The sequence below is a fragment of the Pseudonocardia sp. 73-21 genome (assembly GCF_001899645.1).
In the GTDB taxonomy this organism is placed as follows: domain Bacteria; phylum Actinomycetota; class Actinomycetes; order Mycobacteriales; family Pseudonocardiaceae; genus Pseudonocardia.
Genome location: NZ_MKVV01000071.1, coordinates 35,572 through 54,348, shown reverse-complemented (window position 1 = coordinate 54,348; position 18,777 = coordinate 35,572). Strand labels below are relative to the sequence as shown.

Sequence of the window (18,777 nt, the reverse complement as noted above, 5' to 3'; positions counted from 1 at the left end):
CGCCAGGCGTTCGGCATTGTCGAACGCCCGAACGGGCGAAGGTCACACCAGTCGTCGTAATGTCGGGGTCGTGCCGGGGGCCATCCAGTCGATCGAACGGGCCGCAGCCGTGCTGCGGCTGCTCGGTGGCACGGGCCGGCCGCTCGGCCTGAACGAGATCGCGGCGGCGCTCGACCTGCCCCGTCCGACGGCCCACGGCATCGTCCGCACGCTTCGCGACGTGGGCTTCGTCGACCAGGACATGGACTCCAACCGGTACATGCTGGGCTCGGGCCTGCAGGAGCTCGGCCACCTCCGCGACCGCCACGACCTGCGGGCCGCGGCCATGAACTGGGCCGACGCGCTCGCCGGCAGCAGCGGCCTGGCCGTGCACCTGGGCGTCGTCGAGCACCGGACGGTCCGCCTGGTGCACCACGTCTTCCGCCCCGACGGCAGCCACCAGCGGCTGCGCACGGGCGAGGAGCTCCCCCTGCACGCCACGGCGCTGGGCAAGTGCCTGCTCGCGTTCGCGCCGGTGGCCACGCCCCGGCCCGGTGATCTCGACCTGCACCCGTGGACGGGCCGCACCTGCACCGTCGCCGCCACGCTGGAGAAGCACCTGGCCACCGCCCGGCACCGCGGCTGGGCGGGCGACACCGGCGAGTTCGAGGCGGGCGTCGGCGGGGCCGCGGCGCCGCTGCGGGCCAGCGGCGGCGTGGTGGTGGGGGCGCTGGGCCTGGTCGGGCCGGCGGAGGAGCTGTTCGGGGTGGGCGGCGAGCTGCGCCCGAGGCTGGCCGAGCAGCTGCTAGGCGCGTCCCGCGAGATCTCGGTGGCGCTCCTGTGACCGAGCGCGTCGTCGCCTCCATCGACCAGGGCACCACCTCCACGCGCTGCCTGCTGTTCAACCGCTCGGGCCGGATGCTGGCCGTCGCGCAGCTGGAGCACCGCCAGCACTACCCGCAGCCCGGCCTCGTCGAGCACGACGCGGGCGAGATCTGGCGCAACGTCACCCGCGTGGTGCCCGCGGCCCTGCGCAGCGCCGGCCTGGGGCCGGAGGACCTGGTGGGGCTGGGCATCGCCAACCAGCGCGAGACCACCGTCATCTGGAACCGGCACACCGGCGAACCCCTGGCCCGCGCGATCACCTGGCAGGACACCCGCACCGACGGGATCGTCGCCCGCCTCGCCGAGGACGGCCACGGGCCGCTCGTCGAGGAGATCTCCGGCCTCACCCCCGCCACCTACTACGCGGGCCCGAGGCTGCGGTGGCTGCTCGACCACGTGCCCGGGGCCCGGGAGGGAGCCGAGGCGGGCGACGTCCTGTTCGGCACCGTGGAGAGCTGGCTGATCTGGAAGCTGACCGGCCGCCACGTCACCGACGTCACCAACGCGAGCCGCACGATGCTCATGGACATCCGGCGTCTGGAATGGTCGGACAAGCTGCTCGACGTCCTGGAGGTCCCCCGCCGGATGCTGCCGGAGATCCGCCCCAGCGCGGAGGTCTACGGCACCTGCACCACGGTGCTGCCCGGCGTCCCGGTGTCGGGTGCGCTCGGCGACCAGCAGGCGGCGCTCGTGGGCCAGGCGTGCTTCGCACCGGGCGAGGCCAAGTGCACCTACGGCACCGGCGCGTTCCTGCTGATGAACACCGGGGAGCGGCTCGCGCGCTCCACCCACGGCCTGATCCCGACCGTCGGCTACATGTTCGGCGAACTGTCAGATCGGTCTGGGCTCGTGTACGCGCTGGAGGGCGCCATCGCGATGACGGGGTCGCTGGTTCAGTGGTTCCGCGACTCGCTCGGCATGATCTCCACCGCCGCCCAGATCGAGACGCTCGCGGGCACCGTCGCGGACAACGGCGGCTGCTACATCGTGCCCGCGTTCTCCGGGCTGTACTCCCCGCGCTGGCACCCCGACGCCCGCGGCGTCATGGTCGGGCTGACGTCGTTCATCAACCGCGGCCACCTCGCCCGCGCCGTCCTGGAGGCCACCGGCTGGCAGACGCGCGAGGTCGTCGAGGCGATGGACGCCGACTCCGGGGTGCCCGTCACCCGGCTGAAGGTGGACGGCGGGATGACGGCCAACCACCTGCTCATGCAGTTCGTCGCCGACGTCCTCGACGTGCCGGTGGAGCGGCCGCTGGGGTCGGAGGCGGTGTCGCTGGGTGCGGCGTACGCGGCGGGGCTGGCGGTGGGGCACTGGTCGGACGTGGAGGTGCTGCGCGCCAACTGGCACCGCGCCGCGGCCTGGGAGCCGGCCATGGACCCCGACCTGCGCCGCCGCGAGCGCGAGAACTGGGGACGGGCGGTCAACCGCAGCTACGGCTGGGTGCAGACGCCGGCGGGGGACTGACCGGGCCCGGGCGATCCGGTCGGTCACCACACGGTCGAACGGCAGCAGCGCCGGTGCGGGCCGAGCAGCGGCAGCAGCCGGTGCAGCCCCGCGCCCCGGTCTCGTCCCTGGTGGGCCCGCGCCACCGATCGGTGCCCGCATCCTGCCGCACATCGGGCATGGTGATCCCCATGAAACGAACTGCCCTCGTCACCGGCGCCTCCCGTGGGATCGGCCGCGCCATCGCCCTGCGTCTGGCCGCCGACGGCGCCACCGTGGCCGTCAACTACCGCCGCGACGAGGCGGCGGCGGCCGACACGGTGTCCGCGGTCGAGAGGGCGGGCGGCACGGCCCGGGCCTACCGGGCGGCGATCGGCGACTCCGACGCGGTGGCCGCGATGGTCGACGCCGTGCGCACCGACCTCGGGCCGGTGGACCTGCTCGTCAGCAACGCGGGCACGGCCAGCCGCGGCACGGCGATCGCCGACACCGGCGAGGACGAGTACCTGCGCCTGCTGCGGGTGCACACGCTCGGCCCGCTGGAGCTGGTCCGCCTGCTGCTGCCCGACCTGCGCGCGGCCGGGCGCGCCGACGTGATCGTCGTGTCGAGCGTGATCGTCGACCGGGCCCCCGCGAACGGGGCGGCCTACACGATGGCGAAGGTGGCGCTGGAGGCCGCGGCCCGCACGCTCGCAGCGGAGGAGCGCGGCGCGGGCGTCCGGGTCAACATCGTGGCGCCCGGGCTGGTGGCCACGGACATGGGCGACCGGCTGGTGGCCGCGACCGCGGGCACCACCATCGCCGAGCTCGACGGACGCTTCCCGTTCGGCCGCGTCGCCCGCCCCGAGGACGTCGCCGGGGTGGTGGCGTTCCTGGCCGGCCAGGACGCCGACTACCTCACCGGCCAGCGCATCAGCGTCGATGGCGGGGGCATGCCGGCGGGGATCCTCTGACCCCGGCGGCAGCGGGTGGGGCCGTCGAGGGGAGCCGCGCCAGGCACCGGTGGACGCGCGCGGCGCCGTCGTCGCCCTCGGGCACGTCCCACCCGGTCCGGCCGGCGGGGAGCCCCCGCAGGTGGTTCGCCGGCTCCCGCCGACGGGATGACACGGACGGGGCCGGTCGGACGGCTCCCCCGGTCGGGTGGCCACGTGCGTGCCCCCGATGTCGCTAGGCCGCCGTGACCGTCGCGGACCAGACATCGTCGCCGGTGAGCACCTCGCGCAGGGCCTCGAGGGTGTCCACCACGGTCACCGCGCCGGCCAGCTCGCCGGGCTCGGCGTAGCCCCACCCCACCCCGACGGTGGGCACGCCGTGCTCGCCCGCCCCGTCGACGTCGTGGTGGCGGTCGCCCACCATCACCACCGCGTCGCGGGACGGGTCGAGGGCGAGTCGTTCCAGCACCGACGCCACCACCCTGTTCTTGCCGACCCGGCCGATCGCGTGGTCGGCGCCGCCGACCAGCGTGAAGTGCCCGCCGATCCCGACGCCCCCGACGATGCGGACCGCCAGGTGTTCCGGCTTGGACGTGGCCACCGCGAGCCGCAGCCCCGCGGCCGCCAGCTCGCCCAGCAGCTCGGGCACGCCGGGATAGAGCGGCGTGTGCGTGGCGGCGACGGCGTCGTAGCTGACGCGGTAGGCGGCGATCGTGGCCAGCGTCTGGTCGGGCGTGAGGCCCAGTTCCGGCAGCGCCGTCTCGAACGGCGGGCCCACCAGGCCGCGCAGCTGCTGCGGGGTGAACCGCGTCGGGACGCCGGCCTCGGTGATCGCGGCGGCCAGGTGTTCGGTGATCAGGGACGCGGAGTCGACGAGGGTGCCGTCGAGGTCGAGGAGCACGGTGCGCACTGGTCGCAGCGTACGTGGGCTGGCGGTTCGCCCCGGCGTGAGGTAGTTGTCCGGGGTGACTCTGCGCCGAGTGCTCATCCGGGCCGCCATGACCGTGGAGGACGCGGTGCAGATGGTGCTGTGGCTGATCCTGCGGATCCGCGGCCGGGACCGCCCGATGATCGTCCCGTTCATCGGCCACGGCACCACCCGGCGCATCCGGATCGGCGGCCGCGTCGTGCGCGGCCGGCCGGACGTGGAGGCGCCCGCGGTGGGCGTGCCGGCCGCACCGCTGCCGGGCCCGCGATCGAGGCGGGCGGTGCTGCGCTCCACGCTGGCCAGGTTCCTGACGGTCGAGGTGCCCCGCACGCCGGTCACGGTCGACGCCCCCGGAGGCGCCGCCACCGCCCGCACCGACGACGACGGCTACCTCGACGCCGTGCTCGACGTGCCGGAGCTCGCCCCCGGCTGGCACGACGTCGGGCTGGCCCTGGCCGACGGCACGAGCGCCCGCGCCCAGGTGCTCGTCGTCCATCCCGACGCGCGGGTCGGGCTGGTCAGCGACGTGGACGACACGATCGTCGAGACCGGGCTGTCGCGCGGCTGGCAGTTCCTCAAGGCCACGCTGATGACCGACGTCGGCGACCGCACGCCGCTGCCCGGGGCGGCTGCCCTCTACCGGGCACTGGTCGGCTCCGACCGTCCCGTCTTCTACCTCTCGACCAGCCCGTGGAACCTGCACGAGATGCTGCTGGAGTTCATCGCCCTGCGCCGGTTCCCGCTCGGGCCGATGCTGCTGACGGACTGGGGCCCGTCGCGCAGCGGGCTGTTCCGGATCGGGGCGCAGGAGCACAAGCTGGGGGTGGTGCGCCGCCTGCTCGGCGAGCACCCGCGCCTCGACCTGGTGCTCGTCGGCGACAGCGGGCAGGCCGACCCGGAGATCTACGCCACGCTGGCCCGCGAGCACCCCGACCGGATCCTGGCGGTGTACATCCGGCGCACGGCCACGGCGTCGGCGGCCCGGATCACGGCGCTGGACGAGCTGGCCGCGCAGATCACGGCGGGCGGGGTGCCGATGGTGGCCGTCGACGGCAGCGTCGAGATCGCGGAACACGCGGCGGGGCTGGGGCTGCTGGACCCGTCCGCGTTGAGCGAGGTGCGGGCCGGCTGACCGGTCACGCGGGTTCGAACACCCGCATCCAGCCGGGCGCGGTCGCCGAGCAGGTGAGGGGTCGTCCCGTGTCGACGCGGCGCTCGCGCAGCACCACGGAGACGTCGGGGTCGCGGAAGCGGACGGTCCACAGGTCACCGTCCGCCGTGGCGTCGACGAGATGCAACGCGTCCACCCCGGCGGCGCCGGTCGTGCGGCGCGCGTGGTCCTGAGCGGCCTGGACGGCGGGGGAGTGGCAGGAGCGGCCGCGCACCCAGCGTGGGTCGATCCGTCCGGCGGCGTAGTCCCGGACCACGGCGGGCGCCTCGTCGGCCGGTACGCCGCCGAGCGTGAACCCGTGCGGCAGCAGCACCAGTGCGGGGGCGAAGCGGCAACCGCCGATGTGGCTGCACTCCCAGGTGCGCTCCGGGTCGGCCGCGGCGAGAGCGGCGGCCAGCGGGCGCCCGCGCACGGCGCAGCACGTGTCGTGCCGCCCGTGCGCGCAGACGAGGTGCAGCGGGCCGTCGTACGGATCGCCGAGGGCCCGGGCCGCCGCCACCAGCTCCGACTCCGCGGTGAACGTGCCGGTGCGGATCTCCTCGACGCCCTCGCGGGAGTCGACGCGGAACCAGCGACGCTCGGTCGACGGCGCCGCCCGGCCCGGCCTGCGCACCAGGAGCACCCGCCCGCCCTCGGCCAGCGCCCACGCCGCCAGCGCGTGGACCGCGGCCGGGTCGACTCCCGACTGCGCCAGCGCCACCCGCCCCCAGGGCCCGGGGTGCTCGACGAGGAACCAGCGCCGGGCGGGCGGCGCCGTGCCCTCCCGCGGATCGCCCGTGGCGTCGGCGAGATCGGCGCAACGGGCGGTCACTGCGGCGCAGCCGGCACCAGCACGCCCTCCCGCAGCAGCCGCCGGACCAGCACGATCTGGTCGGCGTCGTCCATGTCCGGCAGGCTACCCACCCGGGCGGGCCCCGCCAGCAGGACGCGGACCGCGGGCCACGTCGCCGCGGGAAGCTCGACCCGCCGGTCGGGCAGCTCCAGCACCCCGTCGACGAACCGGTGGTGCAGCCCGATCCGCGGACGTACGGCGTCGCCGACCGACAGCCCGTCGGCGAACGCCGCCCCGGCCACCGGCCGCACCGGCTCGGGCCGGTTGCCGGTCCAGACCCGTCCGCGCGTCCGGCGCGCGACGGCCTCGGCCGGGATCCGGTCGATCGCGGCGTGCAGGGCCGCACGCACGGCGTCGAGGTGGGGGGCGAGCGCGCCGGGATCGGCGACGTCGAGCCCCAGCGGCAACGACGCCCGCAGCGCCGGATCGTCGCCGACCAGCGCGGTCAGGGCCTCCACCAGCGCGAACCGGGTGACGACGTGCACGCCGACCGTCAGGTGCGCCGACGTCTCGCCGAGCGCCGTGGCGGCGTGCAGCCAGCCCCGGGGCAGGTACAGCGCGTCGCCCGGCTCCAGCACGACGTCGAGCGCGGGCTCGTCGTCGCGCGCCCGGGCGGCGACGGCGGTCGCGTGGTCGTTCCAGGGCTGGCCGCGCAGGGGATCGGCATGGACGGGGGTGTGCACCGTCCAGTGCTTGCGTCCGGCCAGCTGCAGCACGAACACGTCGTGCACGTCGTAGTGGGCGGAGAACCCGCGCGACGACGGCGGCGTCACGTAGGCGTTGGCCTGCACGGGATGGCCGAGCTCGGCGCCCAGACGCGTGCAGAAGTCGATCACCGGCGGCCAGAGGCGGTGCAGGGCCTGCAGGACCACGGTGGTGCCGCCGGCGAACAGGGCGGCGACCCTGTCGTCCCGCACCTGGTCGCCGATCTCCGCGCCCACCCCGCCGGGGCCGGTGAAGGAGGTCGAGTCGACGACCGCGCCGTCGCGGGCCAGCCGCAGGAACGGGGTGCGCAGACCGCGGCTCGACAGCAGCTCGTCGACGCCGTCGAGATCGAGGAGATCGGTGAACCCCGCACCGTGGACGAGCAGCGGCTCGCGCCCCCAGTGCCGCTCGCCGAAGGCGCCGGGGTCGAGGCCGGTGACCCGGGAGAGCGGGCGGTCCGTCACGGACCGCCCCGCCCCCGTCACCGGTCCGGTGACGTCAGTTGGCGCCACTGTCCGCGCCGCCGTCGGCCCCGCCGTCGGAGACGCCGGGGGTGCCGGAGCCTGCGCCGCTGTCGGCCGGGCCCTCGGCGCCGGAGTCGGCGCCGCCGTCGGCCCCGCCGTCGGAGACGCCGGGGGTGCCGGAGCCTGCGCCGCTGTCGGCCGGGCCCTCGGCGCCGGAGTCGGCGCCGCCGTCCGCGCCGCCGTCGGAGACGCCGGGGGTGCCGGAGCCTGCGCCGCTGTCGGCCGGGCCCTCGGCGCCGGAGTCGGCGCCGCCGTCCGCGCCGCCGTCGGAGACGCCGGGGGTGCCGGATCCCGCGCCGCTGTCGGCCGGACCCTCGGTGCCGTCGCCTGCGGTGGTGGTCATGTCGTCGTCGTCGAGCGCCATGTGGTCCTCCTCGTGTCGGGTCACCACGAGCGGTGACGTCGGCGGACTACCCCGTCTCGCCGGATCGAATCACGGTGTCATCGATCTCCACCCGGTAGCGTCCGCACCGTGGATCCCCGAGACTCCGGCCGCGTCGCCCGCGGCCTGGAACCCCTGCACGCGATGACGTACTTCGCGCCCGAGACCGAGCAGCACCTCACCGCAGCCGGCCTGAAGCCGGGACGCATGAGCTACTTCGCGGGCCGAGCCGCGCCGATGGGAGCCGTCGGCGCCGGCGCCGTGGCGGCCACCTTCTACAACTTCAACCCCGCGCTCGTCGCCAGGCACATCCCGGCGGCCTGGTCGCTGGCCACCCCCGACGCGCTCGTCACGGCCCGCTTCGCCGCCGTCGACGCCGCGCTGCGCCGGATGCTGGGCGACGAGGTCGTCGCCTCCGCCGACATGGCCGAGGCCGCCGGGCTCGCCCGCCGCGCCGCCGAGGCGTGCACCGGGGACGGCCGCCCGCTGGCCGCCGGGCACCTGGACCTGGACTGGCCCACCGAGCCGCACCTCGTGCTCTGGCACGCGCTGACGATCCTGCGCGAGCACCGCGGTGACGGCCACATCACGCAGCTGGTCGGCGCGGGGCTGAGCGGTCTCGAGGCGATCATCACGCACACCGCCACGGGCCGGGGCTTCGTGGTGCCGTTCGCGATCGCCAGCCGTGGCTGGTCGCAGGAGCAGTGGGACGCGGGCGTCGCGGGGCTCGCCGAGCGGGGGCTCCTCGACGCCGACGCCGCACTCACGTCCGCGGGCACGGCCCTGCGCAGGGAGATCGAGGACGGCACCACCCGGCTCGCCGCGGCACCGTGGGACCACCTCGGCGCCGAGGGGGCCACCCGGCTGGGTGAGATCGGCGGGTCGCTCGTTCGTGCACTGGTCGGGGCGGGATGCTTCCCGAGCGGCGTCTTCGCCTCCGGTTGAGGCGTCCGTCACGCACGGAACCAGGGGGTCGTGGCCGCCGTTGGGTAAAGCGTCGGTAATGAAGCGAGACCTGGAGGCGTCGTGCTCGAGATCAGTGGGCTCACGTGGGCGGTGACGATCGGGCTGATCGTCGTCCTGCTCGCGCTGGACCTCATCATCGCGGCCGCCCGGCCGCACAAGGTGGGGTTCGCCGAAGCCACGGCGTGGTCGTTGTTCTACATCGGTGTGGCGATCGCGTTCGGCGTCTGGTTCGCCGCGGCGTACGGCGGTGACTTCGGCACCCAGTACTTCGCCGGCTACATCGTCGAGAAGAGCCTCTCGGTCGACAACCTGTTCGTCTTCGTGATCATCATGACGACGTTCGCGGTGCCCGAGAAGCACCAGCACAAGGTGCTGACGTTCGGCATCGTGCTCGCACTGGTCATGCGCGGGATCTTCATCGCGGTCGGCGCCACGCTGCTGTCGCTGTTCTCGTTCATGTTCCTGGTCTTCGGTGCGCTGCTGCTGTTCACGGCGATCCAGCTCTTCCGCCACCGCGACGAGGACCCCGACGTCGAGAACAACGCCGTGGTCAGGGCGGCCCGCCGCTTCCTCCCGGTCACGGAGGAGTACCACGAGGGCAGGCTGGTCACGCGGATCGCCGGCAGGCGGATGGTCACGCCATTGTTCGTGGTGCTGATCGCCATCGGCGGCATCGACCTGCTGTTCGCGCTCGACTCCATCCCGGCCGTGTTCGGCGTGACGGAGGAGGCCTACATCGTCTTCGCCGCCAACGCGTTCGCGCTGCTGGGCCTGCGCGCCCTGTTCTTCCTGGTGCAGGGCCTGCTCGACCGGCTCGTCTACCTCTCCACCGGCCTCGCGCTGATCCTGGCGTTCATCGGCGTGAAGCTGATGCTGCACTGGGCGCACGTCGACATCTCGGCGTCGGTGCCGGAGATCTCCACGCCCGTCAGCCTCGGCGTGATCGTGCTGGTGCTGGTGGTGGTCACGGTGGCCAGCCTGATCAAGACGAGGAGCAACCCGGAGGCGAAGGCCCACGCGGGGAGCCTGCGGGCCACGAAGGAGCCGGCCGAGCGCGAGAGCTGACCCGAATCAACGCAGGCCGGCCCCGCCCAGCGGCGTCAGCTCCACCAGCTCCGGCGGGCCCGCAAGGAGTTCCAGCACGTCGCCGATGCCGACCTCGCCGAGCTCGCCGTTGAGGGCCCGGTCCGACGCCGCCTCGTCGGCCCACACCTCGGTGACCCACACGACGTCGGCCTCGTCGTTCGAGATGTTGATCAGGTAGAGCTCGCAGCCCTCGGCGTCCCGCATGCCGTTCGCGACCTTCAGCAACGTGTCGGCGAGCCGGTTGCCCTGTCCCTCGCGCGCCATCATCCGGACGTACCGGCCGACGCGCCTGTCCTCGGTCATGTAACGACCCTAGGATCACGCGCCATGTCACCGGCGCGCAGGGCCGTCCAGGACGGGGCGTTCCTCGCCCTCACCGCGATGGCCGTCGCCGTGGCCGCCTGGCTGTTCGTCCGCAGCGGCAGCTTCACGTTCACCCGGTTCGTCTCGACGCAGATCACGAGCCACCTCGACTTCGACACGTTCTGGCGCTCGGCGGTGGCGTTCCGGGAGGGCGGCGACATCTACGCCACCGGGGCGACCTACCCCAACCTGAACCCGCCGCTGTTCACCGTGCTGCTCTCCCCGCTCGGGCTCCTCGACGTGTTCGAGGGTTACCGGGTGATGGCGCTGGTGAGCGTCGTGCTGATGGTCGGTTGCCTGGTGGTCGTGGCCCGCGAGACCGGGGCGTCGGCCGGTGACACGGCCGTCGTGACGGCCGCGGTCCTGGTGTCGTCGCCGTTCGTCGCGACGATCGGCCTGGGGCAGATCTACGTCGTCCTCACCGCCGGCCTGACGCTGTACTGGCTGGCCGTGCGCCGCGGGTGGACCCGGGTCGAGCCGGTGGTGCTCGGCGTCGTGATCGCGCTCAAGCCCTCGCTGGCGCTGCTGCTCCTGCTGCCGCTCGTGCGACGCCGCCGGCGCACCGCGGTGGTCGCGGCCGTGGTCGCCGTGGTGGCCTCGGGTGCCGCGTTCCTGCTCGTCGGTCACTCCGCGCTGAGCACGTGGGTGGGGCTGGTGCTGCGCAAGCCGCTGGAGACCTACTTCGACAACGCCTCGCTGCCGGCGACGGTCGTGCGGCTGTTCACGGTGAACGACTGGGGAGACCCGCTGGTGGCGCTGCCCGGTGCCCTCGTCATCGGGTACGTGCTCGCCGCCGCCGTCGTCGTCGGCACGCTGTGGCGGGTCGCCGCGGTCCGGGAGGCCGCGGCCGACGCCGCCGGCATCTGGGCCGTGGCGGCCGCTTCCCTGCTCGCGTCGCCGCTGACCTGGAACAACTACCTGCTGCTGCTGGTGCCCGGCGTGCTGGTCGTGCTCGTCGACGGCCGCCGCCCGGCCGCGTACGCCCTGCTGGCACTGCCGCTGATCGGCATGGAGTGGCCGCCGTTGTGGTTCGGCACCGGGCCGCCGCCCGCGCTGCCGCTCTCGCTCTACTGCGGCATCCTGCTGCTGCACTGGGCGGTGCTGACGGTGGCCGTCCGGCCGTCAGATCGCGTACTGCCAGATCGTCAGCGCGTAGCCGCCGAACCACGCCGACGCGAGCGTCACGGCCACCACCACTGCGACGACGGTGGACCGACGGCGTTTCGCCAGCCCGACCGCGACCGGGAGCAGCAGCACGAAGGCCGGCAGCAGCAGCCGTAGCTTGCTGTTCATCAGCCCGTCCGTGCCCCAGACCGTGACGAGCACGAGCGCGGCGTACACGAGCAGCGGCCACGGCACCCGCATGTGCACGGCGATCACGAACAGGGCCGCCGTCGCGACGATCGCCACCAGCACGGCGACGTCGAAGACCTGGTTCCCGTCGGCCAGCACGTTCGCCGCCCAGCGGGCGGTGGCGCCGCCGCCGTCGAGGTGCCAGCCCCAGCCGGTGCGCTGGATGCGGAACCAGCCGTCGGGCTCACCGGTCTGTGCGGCGACCCAGCCGAGGTAACCGAGCAGGCCGGTGGTGGCGAGCACCCCGCCGGCCCAGGGGCGCCATCCGTCCCGGCGGGCGATGACGGCCGCCAGCGCCGCGAGCACGACGGCGGCCACGAGCGAGCTCGCCGTGGGGCGCACCAGCCCGGCCGCGGCGGTGCACAGCCCGGCGAGCAGCCACCGGCGGCGCAGCACCCCCACGAGCGCCCAGGCGGCGAGCGCGCAGAACAGGGCCTCGGTGTAGGTCATGGACAGCACCACGCCCATGGGCGAGGCCGCGAACAGCGCGACCAGCAGCAGGCCGGCGCGGTGCGACCCGCCCGGAACGAGCTCGCCGAGACGGGTCAGCGCGTAGGCCCCGACGATCCCGGAGACCAGGGAGACGAGCAGGCCGGCGACCAGGAGGTCGCCACCGGCCAGGGGCCCGACGGCCGCGACCGTGGCCGGGTAGCCGGGGAAGAAGCCCAGCGCCGTGAACGGGGTGTGGTGGCCGTAGGCGTCGAGCGCGTCGGCCGGTACGCCGGCGTAGCCGACCCGGGCGATCGTGAGGAGCCAGCCGCCGTCCCACGCGTTCAGGGCGGTGGTGACACCGGTGCCGTCGCGACCCGCCATGATCGCCAGCACGGCGACGCCGACGGCCCGCACCGCGACGTAGACGGCGGCGGGCGCCAGCGCGCGGAGCACCCGGGTGCGGGTGGCCGCCGACGCGCCGAGGACGGTGGGCACCCCGGAATAGTGCCCGGCACGCCGGCGGCAGGAACCGCCGGTCCGCCCGGACAGCGGTCATATCAACGTTCAAGTGTCTGACTAGGGTGGTGTCCGTGAGCGCAGAGAAGTGGCTGAGCCCGGCCGAGGCCGCGGCGTGGCGGGCGTACCTGGTGTCGAACATGCTGCTGATGCGGGCCCTCGACCGGCAGCTGCTCACCGACTCGAACATCGCGCACACCCACTACGGGGTGCTCGTGCAGCTCTCCGACCGCCCCGGCGGCTCCGCCCGGATGACGCAGCTGGCCGCGATCATGGACCATTCCCAGAGCCGGATGAGCCACGCGGTGTCGCGGCTGGAGAAGAACGGCTGGGTGCGGCGCGAGCTGGACCCGATCGACAAGCGCGTGATCCACGTCGTGCTCACCGAGCCGGGGCGTGAGGTGCTGAGCGCGGCCGCGCCCGGGCACGTCCGCTGCGTGCGGGAGAACCTGTTCGACGGGCTGACGCCCGAGCAGGTGGAGAGCTTCCGCGAGGTCTGCGAGGTGATGCTCGACCGCCTCACCGAGGGCCGCGCGGGCGGCTCGCCGAACGCCGGGTTCGACGAGTTGACCGCGCAGCGCGAGGCTCAGGCGGTGCGGCGGCGGCGCAGGAACGGCTCCTGGAGCGACGGCGGCACGTAGCCCTCGTCGAACTGTGACAGCGTGACGCCCGGTGGCACGATCTCGTCGATGGCGTCGAGCACGTCGGCGTCCAGGGTCACGTCGACCGCGCCGAGCTGCGAGTCGAGGTGCTCGAGGGTGCGCGGGCCGATGATCGGCGCCGTCACCGCGGGGTGGGCGAGCGTGAAGGCCAGCGCCATGTGCACCAGGGTCAGCCCGGCCTTCGCGGCCACCCCGGCCAGCGCGTCGGCGGCGTCGAGCTTCGCCTGGTTGGCCGGGATCGACAGGTCGTAGCGGCCCGCCATCCGTTGCCGGCGGTGCGACGTCGGGATCTCCAGGTCCTTGCGGTAGCGGCCCGAGAGCCAGCCGCCGGCCAGCGGGCTCCAGGGCAGCACGCCCATCCCGTACTTCTCCGTGACGGGGAGCAGGTCCTTCTCGATGCCGCGCACGAGCATCGAGTACGGCGGCTGCTCGGTGACGAACCGGCCCAGTGCGCGCCTCTCGGCGGTCCACTGCGCCTCGACCACCTCGTGGGCCGGGAACGTGGACGAGCCGAACGCCCGGATCTTGCCCTGGCGCTGCAGGTCGGTCAGGGCCGAGAGCGTCTCCTCGACGTCGGTGCCCGCCTCGGGGCGGTGCACCTGGTAGAGGTCGATCCAGTCGGTCTGCAGGCGGCGCAGGCTGTTCTCGACCTCCTGGACGATCCAGCGGCGCGAGTTGCCCTTGTGCAGCGGGTGCTCGCCCATCTGGCCGTGGAACTTCGTGGCCAGGACGACGTCGTCGCGCCGGCCGCCCGCCAGCGCCTTGCCGACGATCTCCTCCGACTCGCCCTGGCTGTAGACGTCGGCGGTGTCGATGAAGTTGATGCCGGAGTCCAGCGCGTGGTGGATGATCCCGATCGAGACGTCGTGATCGGGTTCCCCCCACGCGCCGAACATCATGGCCCCCAGGCAGAGGGGGCTGACCTGCATGCCGGTCCGGCCGAGGTTGCGGTAGTCCATGCCCTGGACGTTAGGCCGGTACCGCGAGGACGGCAGGATCGAGCGAGGGCGGGCGCGGACCGTAGGCGTTGGAGCGGGCGGCCCGCCCGCGGATGCCGGGGATCGCGGTCAGCAGCTTGAGGAACGCCGGCGGCGCGATCGGCCTGCCGCGCTCGCGGGCGGCCGCCACGCGCTTCTCGGTGCGCACCTGCTGCGCCTGCACCTCGATGATCGACGGCTCGCGGTCGCGTTGCACGGCGGCGAGGTCGTCCTCGGTCAGGGTGCCCGCGCGCAGGGGCCCGACCAGCCGGTTCGCCGCCGCCACGGCGTCCTGGACGGCCATCAGGATCCCGTTGCCGCCGACGGGGGAGATGACGTGCGCGGCGTCGCCGATGAGCAGCAGCCCCGGCCGGTGCCAGCGCTCGACGCGGGAGATGTCCACCGAGAGCAGCGTGGTCTGGTTCATGTCGGTGAGCAGGTCCACGCGGTCGCCGAGCCACGGCAGGTGCTCACGCAGGAACGCCCTGATCGGCTCCACGCCGGCCTCGCGGACGGCCGGGTAGCCGCCCTTGGGCAGCGAGTAGCCGATCTGCCAGTCGACGGGACCGCTCAGCAGGCCCACGTAGTGGTGCCTGCCGAAGAACAGGTCGACGTCGGCGTCGGGCGGGTCGGTGTCGTGACGGGGCAGCCGGAACCACAGCAGGTCGGTCTGCGCGCCCAGCGAGTGCGCGGGCAGCCCGGCGAGCTTGCGGATCCTGGAGAACCGCCCGTCGGCGGCGACGGTCAGCGTGGCCGGCAGCTCGTGCTCGCCGTCGGCGTCCCGGTAGCGGACGCCGCCGCCGTCCAGGAGGCCGGTGACCTTCGCGCCCAGCTTGAGCTCGAAGCCCGGCAGCCGCTTCGCCCGCTCGGCGACGAAGTCGAGGAAGCGGGCCTGCGGCATGAGCGCGACGTACGGGTACTTGCTCCTGACCTTGCCGTAGTCGGCGGTGGTGACCTCGCCGCTCGGGGTGTGGAAGCGGAAGTAGCGCGCCGGGTGGTGCGGCAGGGCGAGCAGGTCGTCGGCGAGGCCGAGCTCGTCGAACAGCTCGAGCGTCCAGGGGTGCAGGGAGTCGCCGCGGAAGTCGCGGTCGAAGTCCTGACGCGACTCCAGCAGCGTGACGGGGATGCCGGCCCGCGCGAGCAGGTAGGCGAGCACCATCCCGCCGGGCCCACCGCCGGCGACGGCGACGTCCGTCATCGGGGGTCCAGGCGGTAGACCGCGATCGAGTCGAGGTGCTCGGTGATCTCCTCGTGGCTCGCCTCGGGGGACATGGGGAACGCCCGCAGGGCCCACGGCACCTGCATCGCCTTCAGGTAGGCGGAGATGGCGCGCGCGGCGGGTTCCGGGTCGGCCGGGACGGCTCGACGCGGGTCCTCACCGGGGGCGAGTTCGACGTGGGGGTCGGCCTCGATGTTGCGCACCCACGCGCGGCTGCGGTCGGGGGAGATGAGGTGGAGCGCGCCGTCGACCTGCACGACGCCCAGCGGGGTGGCCCGCCGCTCGCCGCTGCGGCGCCCGGTGGTGTGCACCACCCGCAGCGCGTACCCGCCCTCGACGAGCGGCTGTGCGGGCTCGTCGAGGATCTTGCGGCTCGTGGTCGCGTTCATGGCGACGAGATCAGGCATGGTCACGGCACCGAGCGTACTCCCTCGATGAACAAGTGTCTCGACAATAGAGATGAAAAGGGTGATGTGGGCGGTGCCCTTCGTCGTGCCGGTGACCCCGACGTCGGACGGTGCGATGGGAGGCAGGGCGGGCATGTGACCCGCGGCCGCAGCGATCAGCCGCGGAACGCCACCGCCCGGTCACGGATCCGGTCCCACAGGTCGACCGGGATGTCGGTGTAGGCGGACACGTCGTCCACCTGCGCGAAGCGGCCGCCGGGGCGGAGTTGAGGTCGACCAGGCCGCCGTCGTCGTAGTCACGCGGCAGGTCGGGGCGTCCGATCGTGAGGTCGCGGCCGAGCAGCGGGTCGTCGGCGACGATGCGCCGGGCCTCGGCGCGCCGTGACCGGGCGGCCGGCACGGCCGCGACCGCGGGGTCGGTGCCGGCGGGAACGGCGGCGACGGGCCGCAGCGGCGGTACGGAGTCGGGCCGCGGCCAGACCCTGTGGCGCAGCCAGATCTGGCGCACGACGGCCACGAGGACGACGCCCACCGCCATCGGCGCGCCGAGGCTCGCCGGAATTCCGGGTCGGGTGATCGCTAACGTGCTGACGGCCGGTCCGAGGTAGACCAGCGGGCTCAGCCAGTGCAACGGGTTGCCGTTACGCGTCGACGAACGTTCCACCCGTCGGCGTCGCCAGCGTCAGGCGCAGCCGCACCACGGCCTCGGCGTACTGGGGCTCGAGCCAGTAGTCGGAGTGGGCGCGGCGGCACGGATCGGGCAGCGGCTCCTGGTCGGGCACGCCGGCGATCGGGCCGCCGATCGGGTCGGTGACGCGGTGGAGGTTGCGCCAGCGCAGCGCGTCGGGGCCGCCGAGCCGGGCGATGACGGCGGACGTCGTCGCGGCGTTGACGTACAGCGGGAAGAACGGGGCGTACAGGTGCTCCCAGGGCGAGCCGTAGCTGAGCATCGCGAGCCGGTCGGTCCCGGCCGAACCCAGGACGGCGGTCGCGGCGATCACCGCGCCCTGGCTGTGCGGGGCCAGCACGAGCCGGTGGCCCGCCTGGAGGTCCGACGCGATCTGCCCGACGAGCCGGGGCACCGCCACGTCGGAGTAGGTCGGCGGGGCGAACGGATGGAACCACCGAGGCCAGAACGTGCCCACGTCCCACAGCACTCCCACGCCGCGGCGCACACCGCGGTTGGTCAGGCCGGTGTAGACGCGGGTGACGACCGCGGCGGTCGGCAGGAGGATCGCGACGTCGAGCGCGAGGTCGGTGAAGGTCCGCGGCGGCAGCGGGACGCCGAGCACCGCCACGGTCCAGGTCGTGCCGACCGTGATCCCGACCGCGGCGACGACGGCCGCGAGACCGACGACCCGCCCGACCCACGCCGCCCGGTTCGGCGGGAGGTTCGCCCGCCGCGTGGGGGTGGCCGGCAGCCGCCAGGCGAGGACGGCGGCGCCGGCGAGCACCGGCGCGGCGATCAGCACCGCCACGACGACCTCGGTGACGGCGAGGACGCCGCTCGTGCTCTGCCGTCCGTCGTACCCGCGCAGCGCCAGCACGAGCCCCACCACCAGCTGCGTCGCGCCGCAGGCCAGGACCAGCACCGTGATGCCGCCTGCGCTGCCGGTCAGCCGGTGCACCAGCGACCCCTCCGTCGACGGGTGGGACCTCAGCCAGACCGCCCTGACCAGCACGTACACCACCAGCACCGCGACCGTGACGGTGACGCCGACCGCGAGCCACGTGACGTACGGTCCGAGCTCGGGGCAGGACCCCGTGCAGAGTCCGGTCTGCCGCCCGACCTGGCCCGCGAGCCCGGCGCCCAGCATCGCGCCGAGGCTGGCGGCCATCAGCAGCACCGCCGGTGCGTTCGTCGCGGCCCGGCCGTGCCCGGTGCCCAGGCCGACCGCGGTGAGGGCCACGACCCCGACGAGCACCGCGAGCGCGATCCACACGATCGCCCCGTGCAGCGCGTGCAGGGGAGCGCCCGGGAGGAACGTGCCCGCGGGCAGCCCCTCCTGGTGCGCTGCCGCCGTGAGCGCCGCGAGCCCCGACACCGCGCTGAGCGGCCGGACCACGGCCATGGTCGGGCCCATCGCAGTGTGGCCGTCGCCGAGGCTGACCCAGGCCAGCAGCGCGACGACGACCACCACGACGACCCCACCCAGGCCGAGAGCGAGCAGCCCCGTCCACCCCGGGGCCGGCCCGATGGGCCACGCCGCGAGCAGCGCGATCGTGGCGAGGCCCGCGTCGAGGTGCAGCCACCGGAGCGTGACGTTGATGCCGGGGCTGTTCCACATCCGCGCCTGGTCGGTCAGCGAGCACTGCCCGACGGGGTCGTCGTGGTTCTCCCAGGGACGGCGGGCTCCCGGCTGCTGGCGGATCCGGGTCAGCACCACGACACCGACCAGCACCGCCGCCGTGGTCACCGGCCCGATGGCCACCGGCCAGCGCAGCCACTGGACCACCACCAGGTCGGCCACCACGATCTGGGCGGAGACGACGAACACCCCGGTGACGAGCAGACCGATCGCGCGCACCAGGAACGACGCGAGCCGGACCTCCCACCCGCGCCCCAGCGGTGACCGGCCGACGATCATCCAGCCGGCGAGGTTCGCGAGCATGAACGGCAGCAGTAGGAGGTAGAACGCCTGGTACCAGTGCCCCGAGGTCAGCGAGCTCCAGGAGAACGCGCGCAGGGTCGGGTCGACGGCGGGCGGCTCCCACACCGAGACGTCCCCGGGCGCCGGGTCGGCGATGCACTCCGTGTCGGCACCGACGGTGCCGCGGGACGGGACGACGGGATCGGCGCCGCCCGTCCCGCGGACGCCCGTGGCCTGCAGCCGCGCCGAGAGCCCGAGCATGCTCTCGGGCGAGCTGCCCGCCACGCCGTGCACGCGCAGCTCGTGGTCGTCACCGGGCGACAGCGCGGGCAGGCCCTTCGGAGTTCCGGACATCGCATCCTCCACGTCACGCCGGGCGGGTCCCTGCACTGAGAGAACCCGCGAGCTGCGCGTGATACTG

17 protein-coding genes and 1 pseudogene are annotated in these 18,777 nt (G+C 74.3%); 8 read left to right on the top strand and 10 right to left on the bottom strand.

All coding sequences use genetic code 11. The features are described from left to right. Window positions 1–70 precede the first annotated feature (70 nt). From BGP03_RS22725 to BGP03_RS22715, 3 genes are all read left to right on the top strand, one after another. Window positions 71–823: an IclR family transcriptional regulator gene (locus tag BGP03_RS22725; RefSeq protein WP_296374780.1), complete on the top strand. Its 753-nt coding sequence runs from the start codon at window positions 71–73 to the stop codon at window positions 821–823. Continuing rightward, a complete protein-coding gene (glpK, locus tag BGP03_RS22720) occupies window positions 820–2,331 on the top strand; it encodes a glycerol kinase GlpK (protein ID WP_298796990.1) in 1,512 nt (503 codons plus the stop codon). Before BGP03_RS22725 ends, glpK begins: the two co-directional genes overlap by 4 nt. A gap of 170 nt (window positions 2,332–2,501) precedes the next feature. Beyond that, on the top strand, window positions 2,502–3,263 hold the full coding sequence (locus tag BGP03_RS22715) for an SDR family oxidoreductase (RefSeq protein ID WP_296374784.1): 762 nt from the start codon (window positions 2,502–2,504) through the stop codon (window positions 3,261–3,263). A 214-nt stretch (window positions 3,264–3,477) separates the two neighbouring features. On the opposite strand, the gene BGP03_RS22710 is transcribed toward BGP03_RS22715, so the two are convergent. Next, window positions 3,478–4,152 (bottom strand): HAD hydrolase-like protein, encoded by a 675-nt coding sequence (locus BGP03_RS22710; protein ID WP_298796992.1) that lies wholly within the window; start codon window positions 4,150–4,152, stop codon window positions 3,478–3,480. Between the two features lie 55 nt (window positions 4,153–4,207). On the opposite strand from BGP03_RS22710, the gene BGP03_RS22705 reads away from it, so the two are divergent. Further along, entirely contained in the window at window positions 4,208–5,302 is a 1,095-nt protein-coding gene (locus tag BGP03_RS22705) for a phosphatase domain-containing protein (protein ID WP_298796994.1), read from the top strand. A gap of 4 nt (window positions 5,303–5,306) precedes the next feature. On the opposite strand, the gene BGP03_RS22700 is transcribed toward BGP03_RS22705, so the two are convergent. From BGP03_RS22700 to BGP03_RS22690, 3 genes are read right to left on the bottom strand one after another with little or no spacing between them, the layout of a single operon-like run. After that, window positions 5,307–6,152, bottom strand: coding sequence for a sucrase ferredoxin (locus tag BGP03_RS22700; RefSeq protein WP_298796996.1), 846 nt, complete (start codon window positions 6,150–6,152; stop codon window positions 5,307–5,309). Continuing rightward, window positions 6,149–7,342, bottom strand: coding sequence for a cupin domain-containing protein (locus tag BGP03_RS22695; RefSeq protein ID WP_296374791.1), 1,194 nt, complete (start codon window positions 7,340–7,342; stop codon window positions 6,149–6,151). Before BGP03_RS22695 ends, BGP03_RS22700 begins: the two co-directional genes overlap by 4 nt. A 34-nt stretch (window positions 7,343–7,376) precedes the next feature. Next, window positions 7,377–7,766: a BatC protein gene (locus BGP03_RS22690; RefSeq protein ID WP_299737393.1), complete on the bottom strand. Its 390-nt coding sequence runs from the start codon at window positions 7,764–7,766 to the stop codon at window positions 7,377–7,379. 162 nt (window positions 7,767–7,928) lie between these two features. Between BGP03_RS22690 and BGP03_RS22685 the strand changes: the two genes are divergently transcribed. Next, a complete protein-coding gene (locus BGP03_RS22685; RefSeq protein WP_296374880.1) occupies window positions 7,929–8,729 on the top strand; it encodes a hypothetical protein in 801 nt (266 codons plus the stop codon). An 81-nt stretch (window positions 8,730–8,810) separates the two neighbouring features. Further along, window positions 8,811–9,815, top strand: coding sequence for a TerC family protein (locus tag BGP03_RS22680; protein WP_298796999.1), 1,005 nt, complete (start codon window positions 8,811–8,813; stop codon window positions 9,813–9,815). 6 nt (window positions 9,816–9,821) lie between these two features. Here the strand turns inward: BGP03_RS22680 and BGP03_RS22675 are convergent, their stop codons facing one another. Next, entirely contained in the window at window positions 9,822–10,139 is a 318-nt protein-coding gene (locus BGP03_RS22675) for an antibiotic biosynthesis monooxygenase (RefSeq protein ID WP_298797001.1), read from the bottom strand. Between the two features lie 24 nt (window positions 10,140–10,163). On the opposite strand from BGP03_RS22675, the pseudogene BGP03_RS22670 reads away from it, so the two are divergent. After that, window positions 10,164–11,087, top strand: a pseudogene (locus BGP03_RS22670) (glycosyltransferase family 87 protein); the annotation flags it as partial. 234 nt (window positions 11,088–11,321) lie between these two features. Here BGP03_RS22670 and BGP03_RS22665 read toward each other — a convergent pair. Further along, window positions 11,322–12,479 (bottom strand): hypothetical protein, encoded by a 1,158-nt coding sequence (locus tag BGP03_RS22665; RefSeq protein WP_296374797.1) that lies wholly within the window; start codon window positions 12,477–12,479, stop codon window positions 11,322–11,324. A 95-nt stretch (window positions 12,480–12,574) separates the two neighbouring features. Here BGP03_RS22665 and BGP03_RS22660 point away from each other — a divergent pair, with 95 nt between their 5' ends. Beyond that, entirely contained in the window at window positions 12,575–13,141 is a 567-nt protein-coding gene (locus tag BGP03_RS22660; protein ID WP_296374799.1) for a MarR family transcriptional regulator, read from the top strand. On the opposite strand, the gene BGP03_RS22655 is transcribed toward BGP03_RS22660, so the two are convergent. From BGP03_RS22655 to BGP03_RS22640, 4 genes are all read right to left on the bottom strand, one after another. Then, on the bottom strand, window positions 13,087–14,121 hold the full coding sequence (locus BGP03_RS22655; protein WP_296374801.1) for an aldo/keto reductase: 1,035 nt from the start codon (window positions 14,119–14,121) through the stop codon (window positions 13,087–13,089). The two genes, BGP03_RS22660 and BGP03_RS22655, sit on opposite strands and share 55 nt — an antisense overlap. 10 nt (window positions 14,122–14,131) lie before the next feature. Then, window positions 14,132–15,337 (bottom strand): FAD-dependent oxidoreductase, encoded by a 1,206-nt coding sequence (locus BGP03_RS22650; protein WP_298797005.1) that lies wholly within the window; start codon window positions 15,335–15,337, stop codon window positions 14,132–14,134. Further along, window positions 15,334–15,765: a nitroreductase/quinone reductase family protein gene (locus tag BGP03_RS22645; RefSeq protein WP_296374882.1), complete on the bottom strand. Its 432-nt coding sequence runs from the start codon at window positions 15,763–15,765 to the stop codon at window positions 15,334–15,336. The genes BGP03_RS22650 and BGP03_RS22645 overlap by 4 nt, the downstream gene beginning before the upstream one ends. 641 nt (window positions 15,766–16,406) lie before the next feature. Continuing rightward, window positions 16,407–18,710: a hypothetical protein gene (locus BGP03_RS22640; RefSeq protein ID WP_298797008.1), complete on the bottom strand. Its 2,304-nt coding sequence runs from the start codon at window positions 18,708–18,710 to the stop codon at window positions 16,407–16,409. Between the last annotated feature and the right edge of the window lie 67 nt (window positions 18,711–18,777).

Bases quoted from the DNA above. Each gene is read 5' to 3' on its own strand.
- BGP03_RS22715 (WP_296374784.1), top strand. From the start codon at position 2,502: ATGAAACGAACTGCCCTCGTCACCGGCGCCTCCCGTGGGATCGGCCGC.
- BGP03_RS22690 (WP_299737393.1), bottom strand. From the start codon at position 7,766: ATGGCGCTCGACGACGACGACATGACCACCACCGCAGGCGACGGCACC.
- BGP03_RS22685 (WP_296374880.1), top strand. From the start codon at position 7,929: ATGACGTACTTCGCGCCCGAGACCGAGCAGCACCTCACCGCAGCCGGC.
- BGP03_RS22675 (WP_298797001.1), bottom strand. From the start codon at position 10,139: ATGACCGAGGACAGGCGCGTCGGCCGGTACGTCCGGATGATGGCGCGC.
- BGP03_RS22655 (WP_296374801.1), bottom strand. From the start codon at position 14,121: ATGGACTACCGCAACCTCGGCCGGACCGGCATGCAGGTCAGCCCCCTC.
- BGP03_RS22650 (WP_298797005.1), bottom strand. From the start codon at position 15,337: ATGACGGACGTCGCCGTCGCCGGCGGTGGGCCCGGCGGGATGGTGCTC.
- BGP03_RS22645 (WP_296374882.1), bottom strand. From the start codon at position 15,765: ATGCCTGATCTCGTCGCCATGAACGCGACCACGAGCCGCAAGATCCTC.
- BGP03_RS22640 (WP_298797008.1), bottom strand. From the start codon at position 18,710: ATGTCCGGAACTCCGAAGGGCCTGCCCGCGCTGTCGCCCGGTGACGAC.